Annotated in this window: 21 protein-coding genes and 2 pseudogenes; 4 read left to right on the forward strand and 19 right to left on the reverse strand. The window is 52.7% G+C overall.

The annotated features are described in order from the left end of the window. Positions 1-6 precede the first annotated feature (6 nt). The 3 genes and pseudogenes from CRO74_RS26170 to CRO74_RS32435 form a co-directional block, all read right to left on the reverse strand. Complete coding sequence (locus CRO74_RS26170) at positions 7-870, reverse strand: pirin family protein (protein WP_097130380.1); 864 nt, start codon at positions 868-870, stop codon at positions 7-9. 473 nt (positions 871-1,343) lie between these two features. Continuing rightward, a complete protein-coding gene (locus CRO74_RS26175; protein ID WP_097130382.1) occupies positions 1,344-1,898 on the reverse strand; it encodes a hypothetical protein in 555 nt (184 codons plus the stop codon). A 336-nt stretch (positions 1,899-2,234) separates the two neighbouring features. Further along, positions 2,235-2,710, reverse strand: a pseudogene (locus CRO74_RS32435) (integrase core domain-containing protein); the annotation flags it as partial. A 284-nt stretch (positions 2,711-2,994) separates the two neighbouring features. On the opposite strand from CRO74_RS32435, the gene CRO74_RS26185 reads away from it, so the two are divergent. Continuing rightward, complete coding sequence (locus tag CRO74_RS26185) at positions 2,995-3,735, forward strand: IS110 family transposase (protein WP_245877991.1); 741 nt, start codon at positions 2,995-2,997, stop codon at positions 3,733-3,735. A gap of 89 nt (positions 3,736-3,824) precedes the next feature. Further along, entirely contained in the window at positions 3,825-4,001 is a 177-nt protein-coding gene (locus tag CRO74_RS32135) for a hypothetical protein (protein WP_245877992.1), read from the forward strand. Here CRO74_RS32135 and CRO74_RS32440 read toward each other — a convergent pair. The 10 genes and pseudogenes from CRO74_RS32440 to CRO74_RS26235 all read right to left on the reverse strand — a co-directional run bounded on the left by CRO74_RS32440 (position 3,998) and on the right by CRO74_RS26235 (position 13,521). Beyond that, complete coding sequence (locus CRO74_RS32440) at positions 3,998-4,357, reverse strand: IS3 family transposase (protein WP_144035981.1); 360 nt, start codon at positions 4,355-4,357, stop codon at positions 3,998-4,000. The two genes, CRO74_RS32135 and CRO74_RS32440, sit on opposite strands and share 4 nt — an antisense overlap. Before the next feature lie 32 nt (positions 4,358-4,389). Next, positions 4,390-4,644: pseudogene (gene tnpA / locus CRO74_RS32445) on the reverse strand (IS66 family insertion sequence element accessory protein TnpA); the annotation flags it as partial. A 587-nt stretch (positions 4,645-5,231) separates the two neighbouring features. Further along, positions 5,232-6,095 (reverse strand): manganese catalase family protein, encoded by an 864-nt coding sequence (locus CRO74_RS26200; RefSeq protein ID WP_097130389.1) that lies wholly within the window; start codon positions 6,093-6,095, stop codon positions 5,232-5,234. A 17-nt stretch (positions 6,096-6,112) separates the two neighbouring features. After that, positions 6,113-6,538, reverse strand: coding sequence for a hypothetical protein (locus CRO74_RS26205; protein WP_144035982.1), 426 nt, complete (start codon positions 6,536-6,538; stop codon positions 6,113-6,115). A gap of 131 nt (positions 6,539-6,669) precedes the next feature. Then, a complete protein-coding gene (locus CRO74_RS26210; RefSeq protein ID WP_097130392.1) occupies positions 6,670-7,410 on the reverse strand; it encodes a succinate dehydrogenase/fumarate reductase iron-sulfur subunit in 741 nt (246 codons plus the stop codon). Between the two features lie 60 nt (positions 7,411-7,470). Further along, positions 7,471-7,719, reverse strand: a complete 249-nt coding sequence (locus tag CRO74_RS26215; RefSeq protein ID WP_097130393.1) for a hypothetical protein — start codon at positions 7,717-7,719, stop codon at positions 7,471-7,473. An 84-nt stretch (positions 7,720-7,803) separates the two neighbouring features. Beyond that, positions 7,804-8,706, reverse strand: a complete 903-nt coding sequence (locus CRO74_RS26220; protein ID WP_097130395.1) for an SDR family oxidoreductase — start codon at positions 8,704-8,706, stop codon at positions 7,804-7,806. A 331-nt stretch (positions 8,707-9,037) separates the two neighbouring features. Beyond that, on the reverse strand, positions 9,038-10,102 hold the full coding sequence (locus CRO74_RS26225; protein ID WP_097130396.1) for a C1 family peptidase: 1,065 nt from the start codon (positions 10,100-10,102) through the stop codon (positions 9,038-9,040). Positions 10,103-10,129: 27 nt separating this feature from the next. Then, a complete protein-coding gene (locus CRO74_RS26230; RefSeq protein WP_179830308.1) occupies positions 10,130-10,483 on the reverse strand; it encodes a protease inhibitor I42 family protein in 354 nt (117 codons plus the stop codon). 236 nt (positions 10,484-10,719) lie between these two features. Then, positions 10,720-13,521, reverse strand: a complete 2,802-nt coding sequence (locus CRO74_RS26235; RefSeq protein WP_097130400.1) for a TonB-dependent receptor — start codon at positions 13,519-13,521, stop codon at positions 10,720-10,722. Between the two features lie 437 nt (positions 13,522-13,958). Between CRO74_RS26235 and CRO74_RS26240 the strand changes: the two genes are divergently transcribed. Then, complete coding sequence (locus tag CRO74_RS26240) at positions 13,959-16,091, forward strand: PAS domain-containing sensor histidine kinase (protein ID WP_097130401.1); 2,133 nt, start codon at positions 13,959-13,961, stop codon at positions 16,089-16,091. Between the two features lie 23 nt (positions 16,092-16,114). Here CRO74_RS26240 and CRO74_RS26245 read toward each other — a convergent pair whose 3' ends face one another. From CRO74_RS26245 to treZ, 6 genes are all read right to left on the reverse strand, one after another. Then, the gene (locus tag CRO74_RS26245) at positions 16,115-17,440 is read right to left on the reverse strand and encodes a glycosyltransferase family 87 protein (RefSeq protein WP_097130403.1); all 1,326 of its coding nucleotides are present in this window, start codon (positions 17,438-17,440) and stop codon (positions 16,115-16,117) included. A gap of 172 nt (positions 17,441-17,612) precedes the next feature. Continuing rightward, on the reverse strand, positions 17,613-18,299 hold the full coding sequence (locus tag CRO74_RS26250; RefSeq protein WP_097130404.1) for an NUDIX hydrolase: 687 nt from the start codon (positions 18,297-18,299) through the stop codon (positions 17,613-17,615). A gap of 56 nt (positions 18,300-18,355) precedes the next feature. Then, complete coding sequence (locus CRO74_RS26255; protein WP_097130407.1) at positions 18,356-18,727, reverse strand: hypothetical protein; 372 nt, start codon at positions 18,725-18,727, stop codon at positions 18,356-18,358. A gap of 48 nt (positions 18,728-18,775) precedes the next feature. After that, the gene (locus tag CRO74_RS26260) at positions 18,776-19,756 is read right to left on the reverse strand and encodes a TIGR03885 family FMN-dependent LLM class oxidoreductase (protein WP_097130409.1); all 981 of its coding nucleotides are present in this window, start codon (positions 19,754-19,756) and stop codon (positions 18,776-18,778) included. A 44-nt stretch (positions 19,757-19,800) separates the two neighbouring features. Continuing rightward, positions 19,801-24,042: a malto-oligosyltrehalose synthase gene (treY, locus tag CRO74_RS26265; protein WP_097130411.1), complete on the reverse strand. Its 4,242-nt coding sequence runs from the start codon at positions 24,040-24,042 to the stop codon at positions 19,801-19,803. Further along, positions 23,984-25,912 (reverse strand): malto-oligosyltrehalose trehalohydrolase, encoded by a 1,929-nt coding sequence (gene treZ, locus CRO74_RS26270; RefSeq protein WP_097130412.1) that lies wholly within the window; start codon positions 25,910-25,912, stop codon positions 23,984-23,986. The genes treY and treZ overlap by 59 nt, the downstream gene beginning before the upstream one ends. 300 nt (positions 25,913-26,212) lie before the next feature. On the opposite strand from treZ, the gene CRO74_RS26275 reads away from it, so the two are divergent. Further along, positions 26,213-26,872, forward strand: a complete 660-nt coding sequence (locus CRO74_RS26275) for a DUF6766 family protein (RefSeq protein ID WP_097130414.1) — start codon at positions 26,213-26,215, stop codon at positions 26,870-26,872. Positions 26,873-26,896: the final 24 nt, after the last annotated feature.

Below are 26,896 nucleotides of genomic sequence, written 5' to 3' on the forward strand. Positions count from 1 at the left end.
TAAAAATTAAAAGGTCAGTTTCTGGGCTTCAGGGGCGGTGGCAATGTGTTTCATCGTCCCGTCTCTGTAGTATTTGTACAAGTCGGCAATCTCCGTCTGGGTATCGGCAATAAAAGGCCCGTAGGAAACGATGGGTTCGTGGGTTGGCTCTGCCGCATACAACACGAAGCGCACCCCGTTTTCACCTGCCTGCATTGTCAGGTCACTCGCTTCTTGGGTGTCGAATATATCCAGCCAGGCTACCTGATCGTGGTTTATTTGTGTATCCGCGATTTGGACTGAACCGCTGATGACATACAGAAATGCATTGAAACGGGCCGGAAGCTGGACGCTGGTGTCAACGCCTGCTTTCATGGTAAACTCGGCAGTAATGAGGGGTGTATAATTCTTTACCGGGGAGCGAATACCGGCCAGCGTACCGCTGTAGAGCCGCATGTTGACACCATCTTTCTCCAATACCGGCACCTGTTCGGCGGGCAGGATTTGAATACGGGGGGTAACCCAGCGATCCTTCCGGGGCAGGTTCAACCACAGTTGAAACAAACGCCCTTTAGTTGAGCCATCTATGGTTTCGGTGTGAACCGTCCCGCTACCGGCCGTCATGAGCTGGAAGTCACCCTTTTTCATCGACTCCAGCATTTCTTTAATTTCCCCATCGATCAGAAGTGAGACCGTTTCAAAGCCTGCATGAGGATGAGGCCCACCAGCGGGTTCGTCGTCTGTTTTGTCCAGCATATCGTCCATCAGAAAAATGAACGGATCGGTTTTGGCGAAGCCGCCCGTTAAAACGGTACGAGCTACATGACCGGCACCCAGAAAGCCCCGTTCGTTTCTTGGTGTATATAAGCTGGAGACAGTCCTATGTATCATAACGTTTGCTCTTTTTATGGAGGAGCAAACTTACTAGCAGCCGGCAGGGCAAGCCGATGAGGTATGATAATTAAATATGTTGATGTAGATCAATTTGTTCCACTTTATAAATATCATTCGCAGCGTGATTACTTGTAAAACTAATGTAGGCCGCTGATCTTATTGCCTGTGCTTCAATAACTTATTTTGTTAAATAAAGAACTTTTTCGTGAACGATTTCAGGTTTAAAATCCATTAAGCGAACTGATCTGGAAACCATGAAAACGGGTTCATTCGTCGAAGGGGTTTTCCTGAACGCTTTTGTTCCTTAAAGAAAATATCTGTTATGGGTTGATTAATAAGAGTTTGTGCGTTCATTAAATGATCACCCGCACCCTTTCAAATAAACGAAATTGTAGTTGACCCGTCCGGGAATCATCCGATTGTGTAGATATCGCTAAATACCAAGGACAACTTGAGATGGGCAGGCTTCACTATTTTTCTATCGGCAAAATAGTCTTCGTGCGTTTTAATGTAAAGATGCTAGTTGAATCTTCAAGAAGGTATACTCCTGTAGCAGGAATATAAATCAATCGAAGCTTAGAGTTATCGAAGTTTCCGTATAAGCGGAGGGTATCATCAAACTGGTAAGATTTCATTTGAGAGTCAGTTTGTGAATAGATCAAAATAGCCAAAGAACTATCAGCTTCCGGATTGGCTATGCCGAAGTTTCGTTCGGCCCCGGTACTTGCAAATGGAATATATTTTAATTGGGGAGCAATAATCACATATTGAGTGCCAGCCTCGAACGTAGCCGTCCAGCCAACTTGTTTACCTTCACGCAGGAAAGCCCCGAGAAGACAAACTCCACCTGTAAACCCAAATTGACTGGATTGTTCTAATTTGTGTGAAATAGCCATCATATTCACCACAGAAGCTTTCATGTTGACTCCAGGTGTCCAGGTTAACTGGAATTGGGCTGATACCTTAATGGAGCATAAAATAAGGGCAATAGCAAAAAGCAGTGGAAATTTCGAGAACGTTTTCATTGGCTTGGCGAGTTACATTGTTCGATTGTTTCGCCCTTTTATTGCCAAATACAGTTGAGGTTACCCCGACTATTGAAAAATTACTTTCAACTCTATTTTACTTTTGTTTTTGAGTCGTTGATAGAAAGAATGGCCGCTTGGGTGAAAGCGGCCATTGTAGAATACAGCTAATCATGACCAAAGCTATTTAGGGCCATATTGCTTCATGAGATTTTTAAAATTCTCAGTCTGTCAAATATTCGTTAAGTCTTCATTTTCGACAATATGTGCAAAATCGGTATAGCCATTCCGTAGTGCTGTCCTTACCCCCTTTTGTGAGCCAGTTTTGACTGGACTTTAACTAACCAACTGATAATGAACTGACGTCATGAACTTTAAGGCCTGATGGGGCCGCTCCGTATTGTATTCCACCAACCAGGCTGCCACCGTCCGGCGTACCTGTGGCAAGCTCCCAAACGTATGGGCATTTAGTACTTCCCGTCTGAATGTACCGCACGGGCGGCCCCGCATTGAACCGTTCAATATACGCATTTTGAGTAGGCTTACCCGGCGCGATATGATGCAATTCGATTTGCTGATTGCTACACCAATCCTGCAAATCTTGGCTAATAAACTCAGGACCATTATCACTGCGTAAGCGTTCTGGTTTACCATACCATTTTACCAGTCGATCCAGTAATCGGATTACCCGTTGGGCAGGCAAGGAGTAATCCACCGCACGGGCGGCCCCGCTCGATACCCAGGGCTTCCCGACTATAATCATCAATCACGTTTAAGGTTCTGAACTTGTGACCACTCCGTAAACTATCCGAGCCGGTCCGCCCTTTAGGTTTGTGGGCTGGTAATATTCTAAGATTTAGTCTTTTACCAGTAGTCAACCAGAGTGGGGTACACTAACGGGCCGCCAAGGAGTCAGACCTATGCACCGATTCAGTCCCCACTCTGTTTTAACCTGCCTAAGACTCGGCGGGGTGGCCCGAGCCATAGAAATCAGGGTTCTCAGGCCCACAAAAGGGTTCGAGGAAAAGCAAGTTGTTGACTACATACTCAAAACTAAACAGCAACATGGACTTTTGCTATTTTATTGGTATTGACATTGCCAAAGACACTCTGGATTGGGCCGTGTACACTCAGCAACACGGCATTGTGCTTAGTGGCCGACAACACTCTTAAAGGTATTAAGGAGGCTCTGACTCAGCTAAAGGCATTACCGGGCTGGAACTCAGCCCAGGCCGTGTTTTGTATGGAGCATACCGGAATTTACAACGCTCATTTGTTAGAACTACTCTATGAGTCGAAGCTGTCCATCTGGTTGGAGTCATCTCTTCAGATTAAGCAGGCTGGTGGGATGCAACGGGGCAAAACCGATAAAGTCGATGCTCAGCGAATCGCCCAATACGCCTATCGCTTCCGCGATCAGGTCCGATTGTGGACACCACCTCGCCAGGTGATGCAGAAATTGGCCTTTCTAAGCGCGACTCGTCAACGACTTAATCAGGCTTACAACCTATTGGCAGTTCCAGTTACCGAGCAGGAAACGTTCATCAGCAAGTCGCTCCAGAAGACACTTAAAGGCAATGTTAAAAAGTCCTTAGCCGCTCTCAAAGAAGAACAAAAAGCGATTGACGTGCAGATTCATGACCTGATCCAAGCGGATGCTCACCTGAAAGAGTTGTTTGATTTGATGGTCTCCGTACCGGGCGTTGGCCCCGTCATTGCTACTGAATTACTGTTGGCCACCAACGAAATGCAGGCCATTAGTGAGCCCAAAAAGCTGGCTTGCCATGCCGGGGTGGCCCCTTTTGACAGGGCCGCCTGTGCGGTACCGCTCCGGTAGTAGCATCCGGGGCCGAACAAAGGTGAGTCATCAGGCCCGTAAACGCCTGAAATCTTTGATCCACTTAGCAGGGCGGCCTGTGCCGTACTATGTCGGCGATTCAGATAACGGGAGACCTTCAGGAATACTACGTCCGCAAGATCAAGGAAGGCAAGCCCAAGATGCTGGTCATTAATGCAGCACGCAACAAACTGATTCATCGGGTTTGCGCGGTGGTTCGTCGCGGTGAAAAATATGACAAAAATTATGCACCAGCCCTTGCTTAAACCATAGAAATCGGTGCGGTAAAATCCAACGACCAACACCCATTCCGGATCGTTGATGTAGGTAATGGCTGACGGATTGCTTCAGGCAATCGCTTCTTGATCTTACGTCGCAAACTCAAACCAGAGAGCTTATATAACCGCCTGACTCGTTTATGATTAACCCGTTCTCCACCTTGACGCAGTTTATGATATATTTTCAACACGCCCCATTGTTTATAGCGGTTGGCAATCTGTTCAATCTGGTTTTGTAGGGCCTTCTCCTTCGCTCTAACGACTGCTGGTTCGGTGACCGCATTGCGACTCAGGCCTACCCAACGACAGGCTCGGCGTTGGCTGATCTTCTTTTCGGTGACCATCCATCTAACCAATGCCCGACGTTCGGCAGGCCCTACCACTTTTTTTGTAAGGCCTCCTTCGTGATCTCGTGCTGTAGACTTAGCTCAGCATACATTTTTTTAAGCCGCCGATTTTCATCTTCTAAATCTTTGAGTCGCTTGACTTCAGAGACTTGCATGCCCCCATATTTGGCTCGCCAATTATAAAAAGTAGCCTCACTAATACCGTGTTCGCGTGTGATTTGGGCGACCGTTTGGCCGCTATCCTGTTGTTTGAGAATCGCTACGATCTGCGATTCAGTGAATCGTTCGGACCGCCGATGCGGTTGCTTTCATTTCCCTTTCCAATTACTAGTGAAATTTAGGTTTTTTACTCTACTTTTCACTGGCTCACTTTTAAGGGTTCAGGACAGTTGCATTTCGCAATGCTTTGCCGCACCGGCACAGGGTGACCTGTGTCATCCGACTTTAAGCCGGGTCGCCGGTGTGAGCTGTAAGGACAGGAATAGTGGATATATTCAATATTCCTGTCCTTCACAAGGAAACGACCTATAATATTAAAGTATCAATTATGCTACTTCAATAGACGTGACTTGAACTGACCAAAATTTGGTTTGAACTGACTATTTTTGTCTCGTATGTTACGGCTTGCTTTGGATTACTATCGAAAAGCTTCATCTCATTAAAATGCTCCATTTCGCGAGACGCTCATTTTAGAGTCATGATGGTTTTGTGCTCTTTTTGACGCGCACTAAGTAGCCTAATCGGGGCGTTCCCTTTGTCGCCCCCAGTTCATCTATAGTGAACGAGACACGTTTCCTCCAAACGCCAAAAGTCCCAATTACCCAGTGGTAAGCTGGACAATTGGGACTTTTGGCGTTTACTAAGAAACTGCCTAGCTTTTCACGTTGGCTTTCTCAATCTGTTCTACTTGTGCGTGGCCTTCCGGGATGGGGGGCGCTAGTTTGGGCTCGCCACCGATGGGCTGGGCTTTCATTTCGCGGAACTCACTGCGGCCGTCGAAGGAGGGGCCCTGCGTCCAGCGACGATTCAGGCCCGCCGAGGGCTCGTCAGGGTCAATGTTCGTGTTGACGAAAGCATAGCTGAACTCCTGGTGCTCCTGGCTTTGCGGGAAGCTGTTCGGAATGGGCAGCACATTGCGGATGTCGCCGTTACCCAGCTCCTCCAGCACCGCCAGCCATTGCTGCTGGTGCATGGTGTCACGGGCAATCAGGAACGCCAGCATGTCTTTCATACCCGCATCGTCGGTCAATTCATAGAGCCGCGTGGCCAGCGTACGGCCGGTTGCTTCGGCCATGACGTTGGCATACATATCGGCGGCTATGTTACCCGAACTTACCACCCAGGAGCCGTTGAAGGGTACACCGTTGGCATCGGCCGCCAGCGCTCCCAGGCCACCCGATAAAAAATGACGGGGATCACCACCGCCCACAATTTTCTCCATCAGCGAATCGCCACCTACAATGCTCTCGATCACCCCGCTTGAGGCACCTTCCAGATTGAGCGACACTGCCGTAACCAGCATCTCGATGTGGGCCATTTCTTCGGTGCCGGTGTCTAGCAGCATATCCCGGTAACGTTGCGGACCGCGTGAATTCCAGGACTGGAACAGGTATTGCAGGCAGACCCGAATTTCGCCTTCAATGCCGCCAATGGCCTGTTGCAAGGCTCGGGCAAACTGTGGATTGGGCTTGTCGACCCGAACCTTGTATTGTAATTTCTTATCGTGATAGAACATGTCGATTCGGGTAAGGATCACTGATTGTTTTTACGGCTACTGCCGTTGCTACCCGTACCTGAGCCGGAACCGCTCGACGTGCTGCCGTTGCCGTTACCGCTGCTTTGGTGGGCTTTGCTCTTGCTTCCCGACTTACTGCCTTTGCTCATCGATCCCTGCCCTGAAGTACCCGCGCCCGTTTGGCCGTTGTTGCTGCCAATCCCGGCTCCGGATGCCGAACCACTCGTTCCGGCTCCAACGGTCGATCCGGCACTATGACCTTTTGTGCCTGATGTACCGGTTTGACCCGACGCCGTACCACGACCCGAGTTGGTGCCGCTCGTTTTGTGAGTACCAGAGCCGGTTGTGCCGCCCGAGGTATTGGCTGTATTACTACCCGATTGGGCCTGTGCGCCGATGGCTACTGCTACCAGCAGAGCGACCGTCATTACTGAAGTTTTCATACGTTGAATTGGTTTATGGTTTATTTGTGTACTCGTTGATCTAACCAACTGGTGCTGAGAAATTCCAGAAAGAATAAGCATGTGTTAGGGAACGGCCGGGTGGGTCAAACGCTGGGTTGGCCCCGGTACGATCAGCTGATTTTAGCGCCGAGGTATTCCCGGTTCAACCGCGCTATATTCTCCAGAGAGACGGATGCCGGGCACTCTACAGCACACGCGCCCGTAAACGAACACGCTCCAAACCCTTCCGAATCCATCTGGGCTACCATGCGCTCAGCCCGTGTACGGCGTTCCGACTGCCCCTGAGGAAGTAAGGCAAAACGCGAGACCTGTGCACTCACAAACAGCATGGCCGATGCATTCTTACAGGCGGCTACGCACGCACCGCAGGCAATGCAGGCAGCGGCATCCATCGTCGTCTCCTGAATCTCGTGGGAGACAAGAATTTCGTTGGCTTCGGGAGCGGCTCCCGTGTTGACGGAGATGTAGCCCCCCGCCTGCACAATCCGGTCGAAAGCCGATCGGTCGGTGGAGAGGTCCTTGATGACCGGAAATCCCCGCGACCGCCAGGGCTCCACGATGATGGTGTCCCCATCGTTGAAACTGCGCATGTAAAGCTGGCAGACGGCCGCGCCGGTTTGAGGACCGTGCGCTCGTCCGTTCACGTACATGGCACAGGAGCCACAGATGCCTTCCCGACAATCGTGGTCAAAGGCAATGATCTGCTCGCCTTTGTTCGTCAATTCGCCGTTTAAAATGTCGAACATTTCCAGAAACGACATGTCCGGGTCAATATTCGCCAGTTTGTACTCCACTAATTTACCCGGGGTACTGGTGTTTTTCTGTCGCCAGACTTTCAATGTTATGTTCATACAATTGATCCTGTTTTGCCGCATCGACTGTTCTGGTCGATGCGGCCTTGACATACAGTTTTATACCTTCCCTTTATAGTCCCAATGGTCTTTGACAATGGCTCCGCTGGCATCTTTTAGCAATCGGCGGGTAAACTGATCGCCTTTGATGATGCCCCGGTCGTCGGCTTTGCCGATAAACAGAAGCACAGGGTTTCCTGCCTCATCCGTTTTGGTGGCAACGTCGTATCGGCCAAACCTAAAGGCGATCATTCGGGATGGTTCGTACTTTTTGTTGAGATGTTTGAGCAACCGTTCGCCTATTTTCATCGTAACCAGAATTAACGGTGACTTAAAATCGGTATGAGCTAATCGCTTTGTGAATAAACGGATTAACTCATGCCGATTCTACCATTAGATCGTTGGGGAACCGCCGGTTACCTGAACGGTACTGCCGGTCATGTAGCTGGAATCGTTGGAGGCCAGCAGTACGTAAATGGGGGCCAGCTCGGCGGGTTGTCCGGCTCGCTTTAGCGGCACATCCTGCCCGAAATTTTTTACTTTTTCCGGAGGCATGGTCGACGGGATGAGCGGGGTCCAGATAGGTCCCGGCGCTACGCAGTTGACCCGGATGCCTTTCTCAGCCCATACCTGACCCAGATTGGCCGTGAAATTCTGGATAGCGGCCTTGGTGGCAGCATAGGCCAGCAACTGCGGGCTGGGCTTATACGCGTTTACGGAAGTCGTGTTAACCACCGTACTGCCGGGCTTCATGTGTTCTTCGGCCGCTTTGCAGAGGTAGAACATCGAGAAGATATTCGTGCGGAAGGTGCGGTCAAGCTCCTCACTGCTAATGTCCTGCAACGATTCGTGCGCCATCTGAAAAGCGGCATTGTTGACCAGAATGTCCAGCCCGCCCAGTTCACTGACTGCCTGCTGAACAAGCTGTTTACAATGCGCTTCGTCGCTGATATCGCCGGGAACGAGTACGGCTTTCCGACCGGCTTCTTCCACGAATCGGGCCGTTTCGCGGGCGTCCTGGTCTTCGTTCAGGTACGAAATCAATACATCGGCTCCTTCGCGGGCAAAGGCAATGGCTACAGCCCGGCCAATCCCCGAATCGCCCCCGGTGATGAGGGCTTTCCGGCCCGTCAGCTTGCCGGAACCCCGGTACGATTCTTCGCCATGATCGGCTTTGGGCTGCATTTCGGCTTCGGTGCCGGGTACCGACTGTTCCTGGTTGGAGTAAGGTGGCTGCGGATATTTTGTCAGCGGGTCCTGCTGGGTCGATGCGAAATTTTGGGAAGCTGGATTCATAACGTATTTGTTTTTTGGATTGCCAATACGTTATACTATACCCGGTACTTCCTAAATCGTTTGGCAAAAAAAGCAGGAATGAGGTAGCGGTTCGGGCTACCTCATTCCTGCTTTTTTGGTTAATGGTTATTAGTTATTGACGCCGTTTAAACTTTTTGTTTTATCAAAAATGGTGGCTTCGAGGCTGTAGTACCGACCGTCCCGGTCGGGCGTGTGTCTAATCGCTTCTCACCCGACCGTCCCGGTCGGTACTACAGCCTCGAAGCCACTCTTCGTTCGACATATTCTATAAAAATTTAAACAGGTTCATTAGTTAAGAATAACCAATCCGCTATTTCTGAGCGACTACCGATGGATTCGCCAGTACCAGGGTGCGTTTTTTGGCTACGATCCAGGCGGCCCGACGGCCAATGTTGTTGCTGTTGTAGCCGATCCACATGTACCCGTTCTCTCCCCAGTTGGTGCCCCAGGAGTTTTTCATGAGCCAAGCCTTGCGGACGTCGTCCCAACCTACGATCAGGATGGCGTGGTTCGTTGATGGGTTAGCGGGGTTGCTGGGCATTTCATTGAACGTACCACCGGCATAGTTCTGAAAAAGTGGCGTCACATTCACACTGGCCGCTACCGGGCCATACTTACAGATGGCCGCTTTGATCTGGGCGACCGAGGCAATTTTGTTGATGTCGCCGGAAGGGTCAACGACGCCCCAGGCGATTGCCCGGTAATCGGTAACGGGTGTTGCGGCCGGACACGAACCGTTGGTGCCAGTATCGGGAATGTTAGCTTCTGTAGCCAGTCGTTTATTCTGATTCACCAGCCATTCCATCACTTTGTAGGCAAATCCACCGCTACAACTGCCACCACCAGAGCAGCTGACGGCGTACTGCTCGGAAGCATCGATGGCGGTACTGGCCGTGTTGTTGACTTTAATGTAGCTTGACTCATATGCCCCAACGGCCGAATACGCCCAGCAGTTGCCGCATCGCTGCCTACGAACCGGCGATACCAGATTAGCCACCCGGGCATCGTATTTCGGTTTGGTGGCAAAACAAACTTTTTGCAGGGCCTGGAGGAGCGTGCTGTACCGTGGATCGAGCCGCGCACTGGTCACCTGTGTTTTTATTCGGGCGCGTTCGGCATCGGATAGTTCGTTTTTTTCACCCGCCAGTACGTCCAGGCTTATCGTCGATACACCAGTGTTGGCTACCTGGAAGGTAAGCCTGCGACTGGCAATCAGCTTTCGCTGTTCGGCAAGTGTGGCCTTGAGCTGGGCCGGAGCCTGAACTTCACGGGCCTTATATATTTGGGGTAGCTCGGCTGGAGCCTGCGCAAAGAGGGTTTTTGTTGCCAGGAGGCAGGCAACCACTAAGCTGGTGCGAAGAGAGACAGAATTCATGAGATGGATTATGGTTAAAAAACTGGGTTAAAAAATGGTAATGGAAAAGGTTTGATAGCGTGTGTCTTTAGGTAGCGTCTTTTCCCAGGGGCGTACGTACTGGAAGCGTAATTTGACCTGCCCTTTTTTCACCGCTCTAAACGTAAACTGATCGGTTCCGGACCCTCCGTCGAGGTCATTGGCGGCTTTATAGTGCTTCGACATGAACATGAGATAAGCGCGGTCGGCAGGGCTGGCCAGTTGCCAGGTGTAGCCCGTACCAATGGACGAAGGGATAGCTATAACAAACACTTCGCCCTGCCTGACCCGCCTGACAGCGTCTTCCTGCGATACCAGATTTGTACAACTCAATACCATATGTAACAGCAGCCCGATTGTCATAACTGATAAGAGCGAATGAGTCTTGGCCCGTAGCATCCGGTAGGATCGTGAGAGGAAAAGACGTGTTAATGTTGTTTCATGAGGTTAGTCGCGAACGCGTTGAGGGGTGGAAACACGCCGACCCCACTTTTACGAAAAAAGGGTCTTAACGTGACGAACGCTAAGACCCTTTTTCATTTGAGTGGTGTCTGGTCCTGGAGCGCCAGCCCGGTCAGACCCGACACCACAGACATCGCTTAAAAATTTGCCGACAGGTTTACGAAATAATACCCGCCGTTGAACCCGAACTGGGTGGCACTTCGGCTGTAGACGAACCGCCCGAAAGATGAGTTGTCCAGCGCTGCGGCTCCGTACCGCTCCGGCGTTGGGTAGTTGGTTACGCGCAGCGGGTCAGGATAAATATCGAACAGGTTATTGGCCCCAACCGTCATGTTGAGGTTTTTCAGGATGCGGTACGACAAACTCAGGTCGGTGATGAGCTTCGGATTCTGAATCTCGTCGAGGGCGGGGTTGGCCGGGTCGTAGGCTTGTACCGTACCGAAGCGCGAGAAACGCAGCACGGCGCCAAACTTACGGAGCCGGTAGTTGAACGCTAGCTGTATTTTGCTCTTGGGCTGGGCCACCGTTAGCCGGGCGCTGTCCTGCCGGTTGAACAGGAAATTGCCGAAGGTGGCATCTGTTGGCACATTAGCAGGCCGCTGAATGTCGCCTACGAGTTTCGTCCGGTTGAAGTTGGCCGCCAGGGTTATGTCCAGCGTACCCGTTCTGAGTCGGGGGTTGGTGGCAATCACCACGTCGATTCCCTGCGTTTGGGTGTTTACCGCATTGGCAAAAAACTGGGCGCTGTTCACGTCCGTCTGCCCGGCCCCGTTCAGGATATTGGCCACGATCAAACCCGCCCCTGTCGTGCCGCGCGAAAACTGGTTGCTGTAAATAATCCGGTTGGTAATGTTGATCTGGTACGCATCGACCGTAACGCTCACGTTGGGCAACGGCCGCGAGGTGATGCCGATGCTATAGTTGGTGGAACGTTCGGCACCCAGCGGAGGCACGCCAAAGGCCTGTGCAATGGGGCTGTCGTTGCGGAAGGTTCCCGTTTGGCGAGGTTCCAGGATGGTGCCGTTCGAGACGAAGACCGTGCTGATGGCGCTGAAATACCGCTGGTGCAGCGAAGGTGCCCGGAAGCCGTTGCTGATGGAGCCCCGCAGCGAGAACGCTTCACTGAACCGGTAACGGGCCGCTAGTTTCCCGGCGAGGTTCCCGCCAAAGTCACTGTAATATTCGTACCGACCAGCTGCGTTGAGCAGCAAACGGGTCGTCACGTCCGACTCCAGGTCGATGTAGCCGCCGTACACGTTCCGGGTGGCGTTGACCGCGTTGGCGGGCTGATAACCCGGAAACACCTGCGAGCCGCCGATCTGCCCCGATGTAGGACTGAAGTTGAGGTACGAAGCCGCTTCGCCGGGGTTGATCCGGTACTGGTCGTTGCGGTAGGTGAGGCCGGTGGCTACGTTAAAGGACGTCAGGCCCAGCTGCTTCCCGAAATCCTTGGCTGCACTCACATCGGCCGAGTTCTGGTAGAAGCTCAGCGTACCGGCATAGAATGTAGTCGGGTTGTTGAACGTGCCCAGATACGCCAGCGACGCGTTGTTGGAGTTGGTTACGTCGAAGCGGAACGAGTTGCCGCCATACACGTTGCTGATGTCCCAGCGCCAGCCCTTCGTTTCGCCATTGACACCCACCATCAACGACTGGTCGTTGATGCTCGACTGAATATTAGGCAGGAATCCGTTCGGGTAAATGGCCGTGATTACCTGCGAGGTCTGGTACGGATAGCGGTAGAAACCGGCTGCCAGTCCGCGTCGGTAGTTGAGCCCGCCCGATGCGTAGAAACTGGCATTGCTGTTGGCAATCGGGACGCGGGCGTTCAGGAAGAAACCGGCGTTGTCGACGCGGGCGTTGCCCACCTGAAGGTTGTTTTTCAGGCTGAAATTGTTCTGCTGAATCAGCCCCTGGTCCTGCTGATACAGGTTCTGCCGACGCGTTACGTAAGCTGCGGCACTTTCGCCCGTTTGCTGCCCTACGTTCCAGTTTACGTAAACCGGCCCGGTATAATCGCCCGCCCGGTTAGTGGCTCCCCGGTGGCGAAATTCACCCGTAAGGCTCAAAAAGCCTTTTTCGCCTATTTTGAAGCCATGGTTGATGCCAATCTGCGCCACCTGACCATCGCCTTTGTAGTACTGCCCCACCTGCGCATTGACCGTTGTGCCGGGCCGCTCTTTCAGCCGGAGATTAATAACGCCCGCAATGGCATCGGAACCATATTGCGAGGACGCGCCATCGCGCAGCACTTCAATCCGCTCAATCGCCGAACTCGGAATGGCGTTTAAATCCGTGCCGACAGAGCCACGACCAATGGTGCCGTTGATGTTGATAAGCGCCTGATTGTGCTGCCGTTTGCCGTTGAGCAGTACCAGCACCTGATCGGGGCCAAGTCCGCGCAGGGTAGCCGGGTCGATGTGGTCCGTACCATCCGACACGGTTTGGCGGGAGGAGTTGAAGGACGGAGCCACGAAGTTCAACTGCTGGGTCAAATCAATCTGGCCCGTTGCCTGTAAATCGCGCGACTGAATAACATCGACCGGGGCTACCGTTTCGGTGCTGGTCCGGGCCTGGGTCGAGCGCGATCCTACCACCACTACTTCATTGAGACTTGCCAGCCCTTCCGCGAGTTTTACGCTCACGGTAGAAGTGTTTCCGGCGGTAACCTGAACCGGTATATTCTGGGTCGTGTAGCCCACAAAGCTGAAGCGGAGCGTATACGAACCCGGACTGACCGACACGCTGTAAAGCCCGTTGGCATCGGTAATGGCCCCGGCCGTCTGGCCGGTTACCAGCACCGAAACACCCGGCAAACTGGCCCCCGTGGTGGCATCGGTTACCTGACCGCTAATTGTTTGAGCGTAGGTGGTAAACGCAATAAATAAGGTGAAAATACTGGCCAGAATCAGCCAGCGATGCGAGTATGTGTTTCTCATAGTTGAATAGCCGTGAGGGGTTGACGGCTGGTCACTTCGCGACGAATACCGTTGGGTACGGCGCAGGGACTCACCAGCCTCACTCTGCTGACAACTGCTTTGCAATCCTTTTTCTTTTGTTACGGTTGATTATTTAGCCAGTGGGACAGGTTTCAGGGGGTATTTCCTCGGGTCTGACTACAGCTTTAGGCACGGTGTGGCGACGATAAGTTGACCCTTATTGAGCGGAAACTACCCCAAATCCTCACAAGAAGACCATTCGGGTCTGCTGTTTAATCAAACCTTATGGTTGGTGGGTTAATCCCAGACAGTCAGTTATTGACTATTTATTTTCTCCCTATTTTCATTCTCGATTAATTTGCAGTTTTTTATAAGTTAGTCCATTGAAGAAGTATAATTTAACTGACGATTACCCTTTTCTCTCGGGAGGGGGTGAAATGGGTGAACTCACCCGGCAGTTCGATTGGTCGACCACAACACTGGGCGCGCCTGAGCAATGGCCGCAGAGTTTACGGACAACGGTGAGTATCCTCCTCAACTCCCGGTTTCCAATGCTCTTGTGGTGGGGCAAGTCGCTGATTCAGTTTTACAACGATGCGTACCGCCCCAGTTTGGGCAACAATGGTAAACACCCCGGTGCGCTCGGAAAAGCCGGTGAGTTATACTGGCCCGAAACATGGCCCGTTATCAAGCCCCTGATCGATCAGGTTCTCGACGGGGGCGAGGCCGTCTGGAGCGAAGACCAGCTGATCCCGATCTACCGCAACGGTCGGCTGGATGAAGCTTACTGGACGTTTTGCTACAGTCCCGTGAAAGATGAATCGGACCAGGTGGCGGGCGTGCTGGTGACCTGTACCGAAACCACCAATCAGCTCAAAATGGTCAGTCAGTTGAAGCTGTCTGAACAACGGTTTCAGAACCTGATCCGGGAAGCCTCCGTGGGTATTGTTGTACTGACCGGTCTGGACATGCGGGTGGAAGTGGTCAATAAAGCGTATGCCCAACTCATTGACCGCACGTCCGAGCAATTACTCGGCAAACCTATTTTTGAGAGTATACCGGAAGCTGAGGCTGTTTTTGGCCCCATTATAAAGCAGGTGCGGCAAACTGGCGAGCCACTTTACCTCTATGGGCATCCTTACCACATCTATACCAAAGACGGTATAAAAGAAGCTTTTCTCAATCTGACTTACCAGCCCTATCGGGAGCAGAATGGTACTATTACGGGCGTTATGGTGCTCTGTCAGGATGTGACCGAGCAGGTAATGGACCGCCAGAAAGTTGAAGAAAGTCGTGCGCAACTGGCCCAGTCTCTCAACGAGCAGCAGAAACTGATCGGCATCCTCGATGTTAGCAATGAATTTATTGGCATGACAGGCCTGGATGGGTCGGTTCAATACGTTAACCCCGCAGCGTTACGGATGCTGGGGTGGGATACCATCGAGGGAAAAACAATATGGGATATGTTGTATGAGGAAGATTGGGGAGCCGCCCGGAAAATCCTTGCCGAACTGCTGCATACAGGCCGTACCTCGTATGAGTTTCGGTTCAAGAATGCCAAAAAGGGTGAACCGTTCTGGCTGCAATGGAACGCAGTGGTCAATAAAAATGAAACGACCCGCGAAGTTATTGGTTTTGCAACCGTGAGTCAGGACATTACCCAGCAACGAAAAGTGCAGCAGGCACTGCTGGAAAGTGAGGAACGTTACCGCCGGTTGTCAGCCCATCTGGAGCTGGAGGTTTATGAGCGTACCAGCGAGCTGGCCAGTGTAAACGAAGAACTGGCTGCAGCCAATGAAGAACTGGCAACTTCCAACGAAGAGCTAACCGAGTCTAACGAACTATTGATGCGGTCGAACAATAATCTCGAACAGTTTGCCTACGTGGCCAGCCACGATTTGCAGGAGCCTCTTCGAAAGATTCAGCAGTTTGGCGATTTGCTGAAAGACCAGTGCCGGGCCGAGTTAGGCACCGGCGTTATGTATCTGGAACGTATGCAGTCGGCAGCGGGCCGGATGTCTACGTTGATCCGGGATTTGCTGAGCTTCTCCCGCATCTCTACCGGGCAGGCCAGTACGGTAACCGTTTCCTTAGCCAATGTGGTGGAAACCGTACTGATCGATCTCGACTTACGCATCCAAGAAACAGGGGCGGTCATTGAGGTCGACGACTTGCCTACCATCCAGGGCGACCGGTCGCAACTGGAGCAACTCTTCCAGAATCTGCTGAGTAACGCCCTGAAATTCCGGGATGCCGAACGTAGGCCCCAAGTTGGCATCTGGCTTCAGACGGTGCCCATTAACCAATTGCCGCTGTTGGTGAGGCCCGCCCGTACGGCCAAAAATTACTACCGTATTGACGTAGCCGACAACGGCATCGGTTTCGATGAAAAGTACGTGGATCGCATTTTTCAGGTTTTTCAACGCTTGCATGGCAAGAGTGAGTTTGCCGGAACGGGGGTTGGTCTGGCTATCTGCCAAAAAGTGGTAGCAAATCACGGGGGCGATATCACTGCAACAAGTCGGCCGGGAGCAGGGGCTACCTTTAGCGTATACCTTCCCGTAGTTTAACGATACCGCCATGCAGGAGCGACCTAGGCCCGCAGGTGGCTTTCAATGGGTTTCGGCTGGCGGGTTAAACTGGAGCCGGGTTGCAGAACATCCAGCTTCTGCCGGAGCTTTTGTGCCGTGCAAAACGCTAAAATAAAGCAAAGCCCAATGGTCGATACGGTGAGTATCCGGAAATGTTGCAGTACATCGTACGGATACCGGCCCATGAGGTCACTCGAAATGAACGGGGTAAAAACAAGCGCATTGACAGCAAAAATAGTCAGGAGAAGGTACCGGTTTTGACTCTTTATCCGGAATGAGACAAGCAGGTAATACACCAGATAAATAATGGCGGGAGCTATGTAAAGAAAGGCGTATTTCTGCTGATGCGGAAACAATAACGGGGTGACCAGAAACAGGTACGAACACTCCCAAACCGTCTGAAGTTTATTTGTATTCCGTTTGAACGGAAGGCTTCTGAGAAAATACAGGGTTACGGCTACAAAAACCAGCCGGATAAGGTTGGTGACGAACACTGCCTGATCGGCCGTGAGGCTTAGGAAATTCCGGTCTATATTGATTTTGTTGTGCGTTTCGGTCAGGTAAACGGGAATCAAACTAACCAGACTATGGGTGCCTAAATCGGCTTCGATGGAGTTTTCTGCATTTCCCGGATTGATAACGAGCCACCATTCTTTCAACAGAAAGGTGTTGAACTCAAACCCGAAAACGAGGGCAGGAGCGATCAGGAAGAAACCAAAGAACAGCAGGGTGTAGGCAAAGCCCGTGAAGTACCGTCGGTAAATCAGGTACGGTAAAAAAATAAGGGGTAATAGCTTGGTTGTGCAGGCAAACCCGAACAATATTCCTCCAACGACCGGGCGGTTTCTCTCAAAAAGGGCCAGGCTTTCCAATGTCGCCCACATTAGAAAAATGGTCATCTGGATCATTGAATAGTTGTACAGCAAAAAACGTAGCGACAAAAAGAAAACGACGAATATCCAGATTTTGGTTTCTTTCTGCGTCAACACCGTTACGTTCAAATACCGGGTCGTCAACAGCCATATTCTGTACAAAAGAAAGGTCGACAACAGCAGCCACGCTACCTCGGGAATCACAAAAGGGAGGTAGCTGAACGGCAGTAATACCAGCGCAAAGAATGGGCTGTAATAGTATTGAAGTCCTTTGGCAAATGGGGGACGATAGATATTCTGATGCCCGGCCAGTTTATGCCCGGCATCTAAAAATACATCGAAATCGCCACCTTGTACGGCGCAGAAAAGGCAGTAAGCCAGAATTATAGTAGCTACGAGTATCGCTGAAGTGGAGTATCTCGGCGATTGCTTACCTGATAGGCTCGATGCCGTCATGGTTGTGAAATGAATTTTTTAACGTTGAGTAGTACTGGCACCTAATTATACAGTAGACAAAATAAACATATTTCATGTGTATTGTTTCTATGTTTATAGGGCTACTTGGTTAATTGGGTTTTTTTAACTGGGGTGTCGGTTTTAAGAAACTGACACCTCACGAAACCCATCATCAGCCGGGCAGCTTCTTCATCGTTTCGAAATCACCCACTTTTTGCAGGTACTGCAAGTGGCTCATCACGCCATGAATATTGCTAACCAGCCCATGCGCTTCGGGGAAGGTGGCGATGTACAATTGCGTATGCTCATTCTCTCCTTCGGCCCCCGTCGATTTGTCGTTCATGGCCTGAATATCGGCCAGCGACATCCATCGTTCGAGGTAAAAGAAGTGCAGAGCTTCGTCGCTGGTGGCGGTGGCCGAGTAGAGTGGCTTGTTGAAGAGTGGAGTCAACTCCGATGGGTCAACGTCCAGTTGGGCCTCTTCGCCCAGTTCCCGCGCGGCCACTTCAATGGGCGACGGGTCTTCCTCATCGATCATCCCGGCGGGGTGTTCGTAGGTGAAGTCGCCGTTGCAGATGCGCCGTTGTTTCACCAGCAGCACGTATTTCTCGTTCGTCTCTTCGGCAATCAGGACAACCAGCATCGAAACGGCATCGCCTTTCAGAAAGCAGATTGGGTTAAGGGTAGTGACTTCCGGGGGGGTGGCATCCAGATCGAGCAGGGCGTACAAAATGCTGCCGTCCTTCTGCGCCCGATGAATGTACAGCGGGTTGATGTGGTTAATGGCAATCTGGTTGTTCAGCAATTGAGACCGCCAGTTTTTGTACTTCGTTGCGTCGTTGAGTTGTTGGGAATCCATTGGTAGTCAAATTAAGTACCCGACAGCATCTTGCTGTCGGGTACAGGCCACGAAAATCAGGGCTGCTGGCTGAGGAAAATCTTGGCTGAGTCGGAGCGGAGCGTGAATCCTTTATCTATTTTCTCGATGGAATACCCTTTTTTGTCGATGTACAGACTGTCCTGTTGAACCCTCCAGGTGAAAGGCGTATCTCTCGATACCATGCCCATCTGTAGGTGATTCATGCCTTTGCCGTCTTTGCCAAAGCTATAGACGGCCCTGGAACCCATCAGGTTGGCGAGATTGGTACTGTCGATGCCTTTCGTTGAATCAATATTATACGTAGCCGCAAACTGCTTGCTGACGAAATCAATATCCCGGGTACCGGTTTTGCAACTGCTGAGCAAACCCAGACAAAGGATTCCCGTTCTGATTGACCAATAATTCATAGAGTGATTGATTTTAAGATAATAAGGCGATGTCAGTGCTAAAGTTGCTTATAGACTGGCATAACTCGGCCTCAATAGATCAGGCAGTACATACTGGCCGAAATCGTCGATAAATCGTTCGTGTTCAAGGTTAACATTGTGCAGAAAAAGCTGTTCAAAACCCAGGTCGATATACCCCTGTAACCACGCCATATGCTGGCTTGTATTCGCCGAAATGTTGACCATCTTATCGACTTCGGCCAGATTGACGAGTTCACCGGCCATATCGAACTGCTCGGGTCGGCGGAGGTCGGTGAGCATCCCGTTCGGGAAAATGTTGCCTCGCCATTGGTCGTAGGCCCCTGCCCGGGCGCTTTCCAGGGTATTGGCGTAGGAAAGCTGTACCTTCAAATGCATCGGTTTACCCACGCCACCCCCTCGCCGGAAGGCATCAACAACTTCCCGGAGCTGATCGAGTGGCTGCGATATAGTTAGTAAGCCATCGGCCCAACTCCCCACCCATTCGGCGGTTTTGCTGGTTACAGCGGCACCGAACAGCAGCGGTTTTACGGCAGGTCGGGTATACAGTGTCGCTTCCTCAACCGTTACCAGCCCCTTGTGCGTGACGGTTTCGCCGTCCCACAACGCCCGGATAATGTCGACGCATTCTTTCAGACGGGCGTTCCGGTCGGCTTTAGCGGGCCATTTGTCGCCGGTGATGGCTTCGTTGAGGGCTTGCCCGGTACCCATCGCCACCCAGAATCGCTCCGGAAACATGTCGGCTAGGGTAGCGGCTGCCTGGGCAATAATGGCCGGGTGGTACCGCTGGCCGGGGGCGTTGACTACCCCGAACGACAGTGAGGTGGCCTGTAAAGCCGCACCCAGCCATGACCAGGCAAAGCCGCTTTCGCCCTGGCGGTTGCTCCAGGGATGAAAATGGTCGGACGAGGAGCCCGCCGTAAAACCCGCCTGCTGTGCCCGCTGAACATAGTCCAGTAAGGTGCTGGGTTTGAATTGCTCGTGCGATGCGTGATAGCCTATTTTTAACATAACGTTGTGTATGAGGTAAATACGATCAGGTAAGTGCCGGACAACTATCGGTCGTACACGCTGGTCCACTCGCGTAGGCGCTGTTCTATGGTTCGGTCCAACTGTCCGGGAAGAAGCCGCCACGTCCAGTTGCTGGCGTCCGAAGCGGGGGTGTTTAGCCGGGCCGATTCGTCCAGCCCCAGCACATCGGGCAGGGGCAAAATGGCGATATTCGCCACCGAGGCATACACCAGCCGACCCAGTACCAGATGCACATCGAGCTGCGATACCGGATGCCCGACGTAGCGTTCCAGCTGGCTGCGGTGTTCGTGGCTGCTGTCCTGCCGATACCAGCCCACGCTGGTGTTATTGTCGTGCGTACCGGTATAGGCGATGGCGTTGGGCGTGTGGTGATGCGGGATGTTCACGGTTTCGGGCATGTCCTCGCCAAAGGCAAACTGAATGACTTTCATGCCCGGCAATCCGAACTCGTCGCGCAGGGTGTACACATCGGCGTCGATGTCGCCCAGGTCTTCGGCCACAAAAGGGAGTTCGCCCAGTTCACGTTGCACCGTCCGGAAGAAGTCGGCTCCCGGCCCCGGTTTCCATTCGCCCCGGATGGCCGTCTCTTCGTGAGGGTGTACTTCCCAATAGCTGGCAAAGGCCCGAAAGTGGTCCAGCCGCAACAAGTCGTACCGTTCCTGATTCTTCCGCAGCCGTTCTATCCACCAGGAGTAACCCTGTTTTTCGAGGTTTTCCCACCGAAAGACGGGCATCCCCCACCGCTGGCCGTTGGCGTTGAAGTAATCGGGCGGCACACCGGCTACCCCAATCATGTTGCTGTCTTGATCAAGGCTGAAGAATTCCGGGTTCGCCCACACATCCACCGAATCGTAATTCATGTAGAACGGCAAATCCCCGAAAAGCTGAATTCCCAGGCTATTGCAGTACGTTTTTAGTCTGTCCCACTGGCTGGCAAACATAAACTGAAGCCATTTTACCTCCCGAATGGCCTCTGCCTGCTCGGTTCTGAACTGGTTCAGTGCTCTCGCCTGACGTGATTTATACGGTTTTGGCCAGCGGTGCCAGGGCTGGTTATCGTGGTGTTCTTTCAGAACGATGTAAAGGGCAAAGTCGTCGAGCCAATCCGCTTCCCGCTCGCAAAACCGGTGAAAGGCGTCGTCGTTGGTATCACTCGGCTGATGTTTAGCCGTTTTATAAGCCTTTTTCAGCAGTTCTTTTTTTGTCCGGTAAACCGCATTATAATCCACTTCAGCGGTAAGCGGCAGATGGCAGGCTTGCAGGTCAGCCTCCGTTAGCCATCCATCCTCAACCAGCCAGTCGGGGCTCAGCAAAAACGGGTTGCCCGCCATGCTCGACAGGGCGCTATAAGGCGAATAGGCACACTCGCCCGCCACCGGATTGAGGGGCAGCACCTGCCAGTACGTTTGCTGACTTCGGCTGAGAAAGTCGGCAAATGCCAGTGCTTCGGGGCCGAAATCGCCAATGCCAAAGGGCGAGGGGAGCGACGTGATGGGCATCAGAATTCCCGCACTGCGCTCCGTTGGTCGTTTTTCCAGCTTGAGTACGGCTAGCGGCAGTTTATCAAATAAATCGGCGACGAGGATGCCATCGGTGGCTTTGCCCTTCCGGTTTGTCAATCGGTGCTGCCAGGAAGCGGGAGCGCCATCGGGTAGAATGACCCGTGTATCCAGCCAAGCCAGTTCCAGGGCATCTTTTTTTTGCTGTCGGCACAGGCGCGCCAGACCCAGCGGCACCACCACCACGTACCAGAGTTGTTGATACCGGCGGGCGAAAGCCAGCACATGTTGTTTGTAGTGACCAGCTACCTGTAGCGGCACGTAATGCCCGTGGGCAAACAGCTCGGGGTGCTGGTTGCGTTCGGTGAGCAGGGTTTGCACCAGCCACTGCTTGATCCGGGCATCGTAGCGACTGTCCCACAAGTCAGCCAACAGGGTTTCCGGGTCGTGGGTTGCCAACTCGTTCAGTGCCTTCCGACGGGGCGCAAAGTCGACCGGCCGCCGGTTGTCGGGGTCGACCAGGCTCAGGTCCCAGCCTTCGCAACCCTGGTAAATATCGGGTACGCCCGGACTGGTGCATTTGAGCAGCACTTGCGCCAGCGAGTTGATGATGCCAAAGTCGGCTATGCGCTGGTGAAATTGTTGGAAACTAGCCCAAAAAGGTCGTTTCGGGTCCAGCAGTTGCCGGGCAAAGGTTTGGGTGGCTGTTTCGTACGCTTCGTTGGGAGCGTCGTAGGTCGAGTTGCGTTTGGCTTCCCGCATGGCTTTTTGCAGATATTCCTTGAGTCGGTCTGCAAAATCGGGGTCTTTCTGACCCGGCATGGGGTAGGCCCCTATCAGTGTCTGGTAAATAAAGTACTCGTCGTTGGCGTCGGGCGCTTCTGGTATGGCTTCGCTGGCGGTATCGGTCGACTTGAGGTCTTTGTTGAGCTGTTGCCATTCCTGCACGGCCGCAATCCATTCGTCGGTCAAATCGGTGAGCACATTCAGCCGACTCCGCACATCTTCGCCCCGCTTGGTATCGTGGGTGGAAGTAGCGTTGAGCGTCAGGGGCCAATGCGACTGCCGGTCCAGCATCTTCTGGTGGAAGGCCTCCACCGTCAGACCGAAATACTCGGGCGAGTCGCCCACTTCGTCGTGCCCGATGAAGCGGGTGTAGGTGTACATGAGCGTATCTTCCACGCCCTTCGCCATTAGCGGGCCCGTAAACTGCATGCACCGCTGGTAGAAACGTAAAGCCCGCTGCCGATAGTCGTCCGAACCCGAGGCCGGATTTTGTAACAGGGCTTCGTCCAGCAGACCAACGGCTGGAGCCAGTTCGGGCTTGCTCTTCCGGATGCGGCTGAAAATGGTTCGTACAGCGGTGGCTTCTTCCTCACTCAACGGCATCTGATTCCCGTAATAGCGGTACACGGGACACTGAACCAGAAACTCGCCGATGGCCGTTTTCAGGCTGCCCTCCGGTACGCTCGCCATTACGGACGCATCCAGCAGCTTCAGGTTTTCGAATAGCCCGTACAGGTTCTCCAATTCGCCATTCATGTGCTGGTAGAGAATGTAGGCTTTCTTGTCGTGCAGCTCCTCCCGAACGGCCATTTTTTCGCCTAGTAGCGCGTGGTAAAAATGGGTAAAGCTGGCTTCGCTCTCGGTTCGGGTGAAGAGGTTATTGACCATCGAGAGGTAGGCATAGCCCGTAGCACCCTGCACCGGCCAGTTGTTGGGAAGGGGTTCGTCGTTCTGGAGAATCTTCTCGACCACGATATAGGCTTCCGGTCCCGCCAGTTGGCGCAGTTGCCGGAGGTAGCGGCTGGGGTCCTGAAGTCCGTCGATGTGGTCGACCCTCAGACCGTGAAAGACGCCCGCTTCGAGCAGGATTTTAGGCAGCTGGTGCACCGCATCGAAAACCACCGGGTCCTGAATGTTGAGGCAGATAAGGGAGTTGACCGTAAAGAACCGCCGGTAGTTGATCTGATGATCGGTTTCGCCGTGAAAGCACAGCCGGTACGCTTGCTGATCGACGATTTCCCGGATGCAGGATGGGGTGCTGTTGACCGTTTTTAGACAGCTTTTGACATACGATCTTCCGTCTTTTCCGGTCATTAATTCCGTCAGGGCCAGTACGCACTCGTCCGTTTGTCGGGTGTACTTGTCCGGGTTTTTGGCGGACAGGCTCTTCTCAATTTTATTGAGTAATTGCCGGACGTCCTTGTCCGGGTTGGCATTGCCCGCTTTCAGAATGGTCGTGTACGCCCGTAAGTTCAGCGGATAAGTCGTATCGAAATAGGTAATGACGAATTTCTCCTGCTGATAATCGACAGTGAGTTCGTTTCGGTCGATGACTTCATCCAGCGGAGAACCCAGAAATGGAACCATGAGCCGCCCTTTGTGTATGGGACTTTGCCAGTCGATATCGAAAAATGGTGCGTAGGGCGACAGTTGGCCTTTCTCCAGCACGTCCATGAGCCATTTGTTGTGCGGGTCGAAGGCCATGTGATTGGGCACAATGTCCTGTACCCAGCTCATGCCCCGCTGGGTCAGTTGCTGACTGATGGCCCGCAGTTCCTCTTCGGTGCCAATTTCGGGGTTGATGCGCTGGGGATTTACCGAATCATAGCCGTGCAAGCTGCCGGGTACGGCTTCAAAGATGGGTGAAGCATACAGCGTACGGACACCCAGTTGGTCCAGATACGGGATGATTCGCTCAAATTCACGAAAGGTAAAGTCCTTGTGAAATTGGATCCGGTAGGTGGAAACGGGATTTTTCATGAGGTTGTACGTAAAGAATAAATGACTCGGGCGGACAGAGAACGGTGCCGGTGCTCGTTACCGATTCTGGTGCCTCGCTGGTGCCGGATGCGGATTCCGGTTGCCAGCGTTCATCGGCCGAGTCCAGTAATTTTTGCCAGTTTGCGTCGGGTTCGCCAACCGCTGGCAGGGTGATGGATTGGGCTTGTTTGGAAAAATTCATCAGGCACACCACATGCTGGTCGTCGTGCCAGCGATGCAGCACCAGCGTTTCGGTTTTGGGATCGGTATCGACGTTGAGTCTGGTCCGGTCCAGGTGAGCCAGGGCGGGCAACTCCCGGCGCAGGGCCAGTAACGTCTGGTAGTAGTGCAGTAAAATCCGGTGCGGTTTCTGGTCGATGAGCTTCCACTGGATTTTGGCCTGCTGGTAGGTTTCGCGGCTTTGCGGGTCGGGCACGTCTTCGCCGTTGGAGTGAAAGGAGGCAAATTCTTCTTTGCGCCCCTGCCGAACGGCTTCGACCAGTTCCGGTTCCGTATGGCTCACAAAATAGAAGAACGGACTCGTTTCGCCCCACTCTTCGCCCATGAACAACAGCGGAATGTACGGACTCACCAGCACCGCACCGGCCAGCAGCTTGAGCGCGTCGAAGCTGTATAACTGGCTCGACCGCTCGCCCAGTTTACGGTTGCCCACCTGGTCGTGGTTCTGCGAAAAGACGACAAACTGCTTGCCGGGATTGTTCGCGGCTTTACCCCCGAAAAACTGGTTACGGACAACGGAATACTGACCATCGTAGACGTAGGCATCTTTATAGGATTTCGCCAGGTGGTTCAGCCCGTCGAAATCGGCGTAGTAGCCGGTTGTCGCTTCGCCTGCGGCTACCCGGAGGGCATGGTGAAATTCGTCGTTCCACTGAGCGTCCATGCCGTAACCATGCTCAGAAAGCGGGTCGATGTAGCGCGGATCGTTGAGGTCGTTTTCAACAATGAGGTAGTGCTGGCGACCGGTGGCGGCCATGAGTTCATCGACTTTCTGACGGAGTTCCTGAAGGATATGTACCGGACTGAAATCTTTGATGGCATGAACGGCATCCAGCCGCAGGGCGTCGATGTGAAAATCCCGAAACCACATCAGGGCGTTTTCGAGCACATACCGCCGAACGCCATCGCACCACGCATCGTCGAAGTTAACGGCCTTCCCCCAGGGCGTGCAGTATTTATCCGTAAGGTAAGGGCCGAAGTTGCCGAGGTAATTGCCTTCCGGCCCAAAGTGGTTATAAACTACGTCCAGCACCACGGCAATGCCTTTTTTATGGCAGGTGTCGACCAGGTGTTGCAAGCCATTGGCACCCCCATACGAATTCTGAACGGCATAGGTATACACGCCGTCGTAGCCCCAGTTGCGCGAATCGGAGAATTGAGCGACGGGCATGATCTCGATGGCCGTTACGCCGAGTGCTTTCAGGTAATCCAGCTTGCTCTCCAGCGATTGAAAAGTGCCTTCTTCCGTGAAGGTGCCGGTATGAAGTTCATACAGCACATAACTCTCCAGCGCCGGATTTTTCCAGCTATCATCCGTCCACCGAAAAATCCCTGTATCGACCGCCTGCGAGGGTCCGTGTACGCCCTGCGGCTGGCAAAGGGATACCGGGTCGGGATATTCTTCCTGCCCGTCGAGCTTAAAGGTATATAGGTCGCCGGGTTTGATCTGGCTGGTGGTCAGGCTCCAGTACCCCAGTTCTTCACAGGTGAGGGGGAGTGCTGTTGGATGTCCGTATATTTTGATGGCTACGTATTTGGCCAGCGGTGCCCATACCTGTATGGTGGCTTCGTGCTCATTGGGGAACGTGACGCCCAGCGAGCGTTGGCCGCTGTCTACGAGGTGTGTCATACGTTAAATTCGTTTTCTTATCGTTGAGAAAGGTTCAATAAAGGCGTATTCAGAGCCTCTTTAGTGGTTTTAACAGCCGGGTATGAGCCGCGGCCTGTTCTGAACAGGGGGAAATGAGGCAACGGGCTAACGGATTGGTTCGGTACGTTGCCTCCGATTAGATTGGAGGGGAAGCGCAAGATGTGTGCGTCTGAACGTATATAGACGCCTTTACAGGCCGAACAGAATGTCGGAGGTGAATATTTTGAAACAAACAACCGCTTTAGCCACTTGTTACACTGCTCAACAAACCACCAGTCGATGAAGAAATTCCTGCGCGAAAATGGTCTTTCTCTGCTGTTTCTCTTTATTACCCTGCTTACGCTGGCGGGGCAGATCGTTGTGGGCTGGCACGAGTTCAACGGCGACCTGACCGATTACGGGCGGCCACAAATTCCGTTTCGTGCCTACCTGACCAGCGGTCATTGTATCGAAGCCGTCTTCGAAAACTGGGAAAGTGAGTTTCTACAGATGGGGTTGTATGTGCTGCTAACGGTCTGGCTCCGGCAGAAAGGATCGTCGGAGTCAAAGAGTCTGGACGAACCGGAGGAAGTGGACCGGGAGCCATCGCCAACCCGCGCCGGGGCACCCTGGCCCGTTCGGCAGGGCGGTCTGGTGCTGAAATTGTACAAAAACTCGCTCAGCATCGCCTTCTTTCTGCTTTTTGGCATTTCCTTTTTTCTGCATGCCTACGGGGGCGTTCGGGAGTATAATACCGAATCGGCCTTGAAAGGGAAATCAGAAGTGCTTTCGCTCTGGGAGTTTCTGGGCACCAGCGAATTCTGGTTTCAATCCCTACAAAACTGGCAGAGCGAATTTCTGTCGGTACTGTCGATCGTTGTCTTATCCATTTTTCTACGGCAGAAAGGTTCGCCCGAATCCAAACCGGTGGACGCTCCCCACTCCGAAACAGGCGAATAACCGGCTGTTTTTTTCTCAATACGC

The sequence above is a fragment of the Spirosoma fluviale genome (genome assembly GCF_900230225.1).
In the GTDB taxonomy this organism is placed as follows: Bacteria; Bacteroidota; Bacteroidia; order Cytophagales; family Spirosomataceae; genus Spirosoma; species Spirosoma fluviale.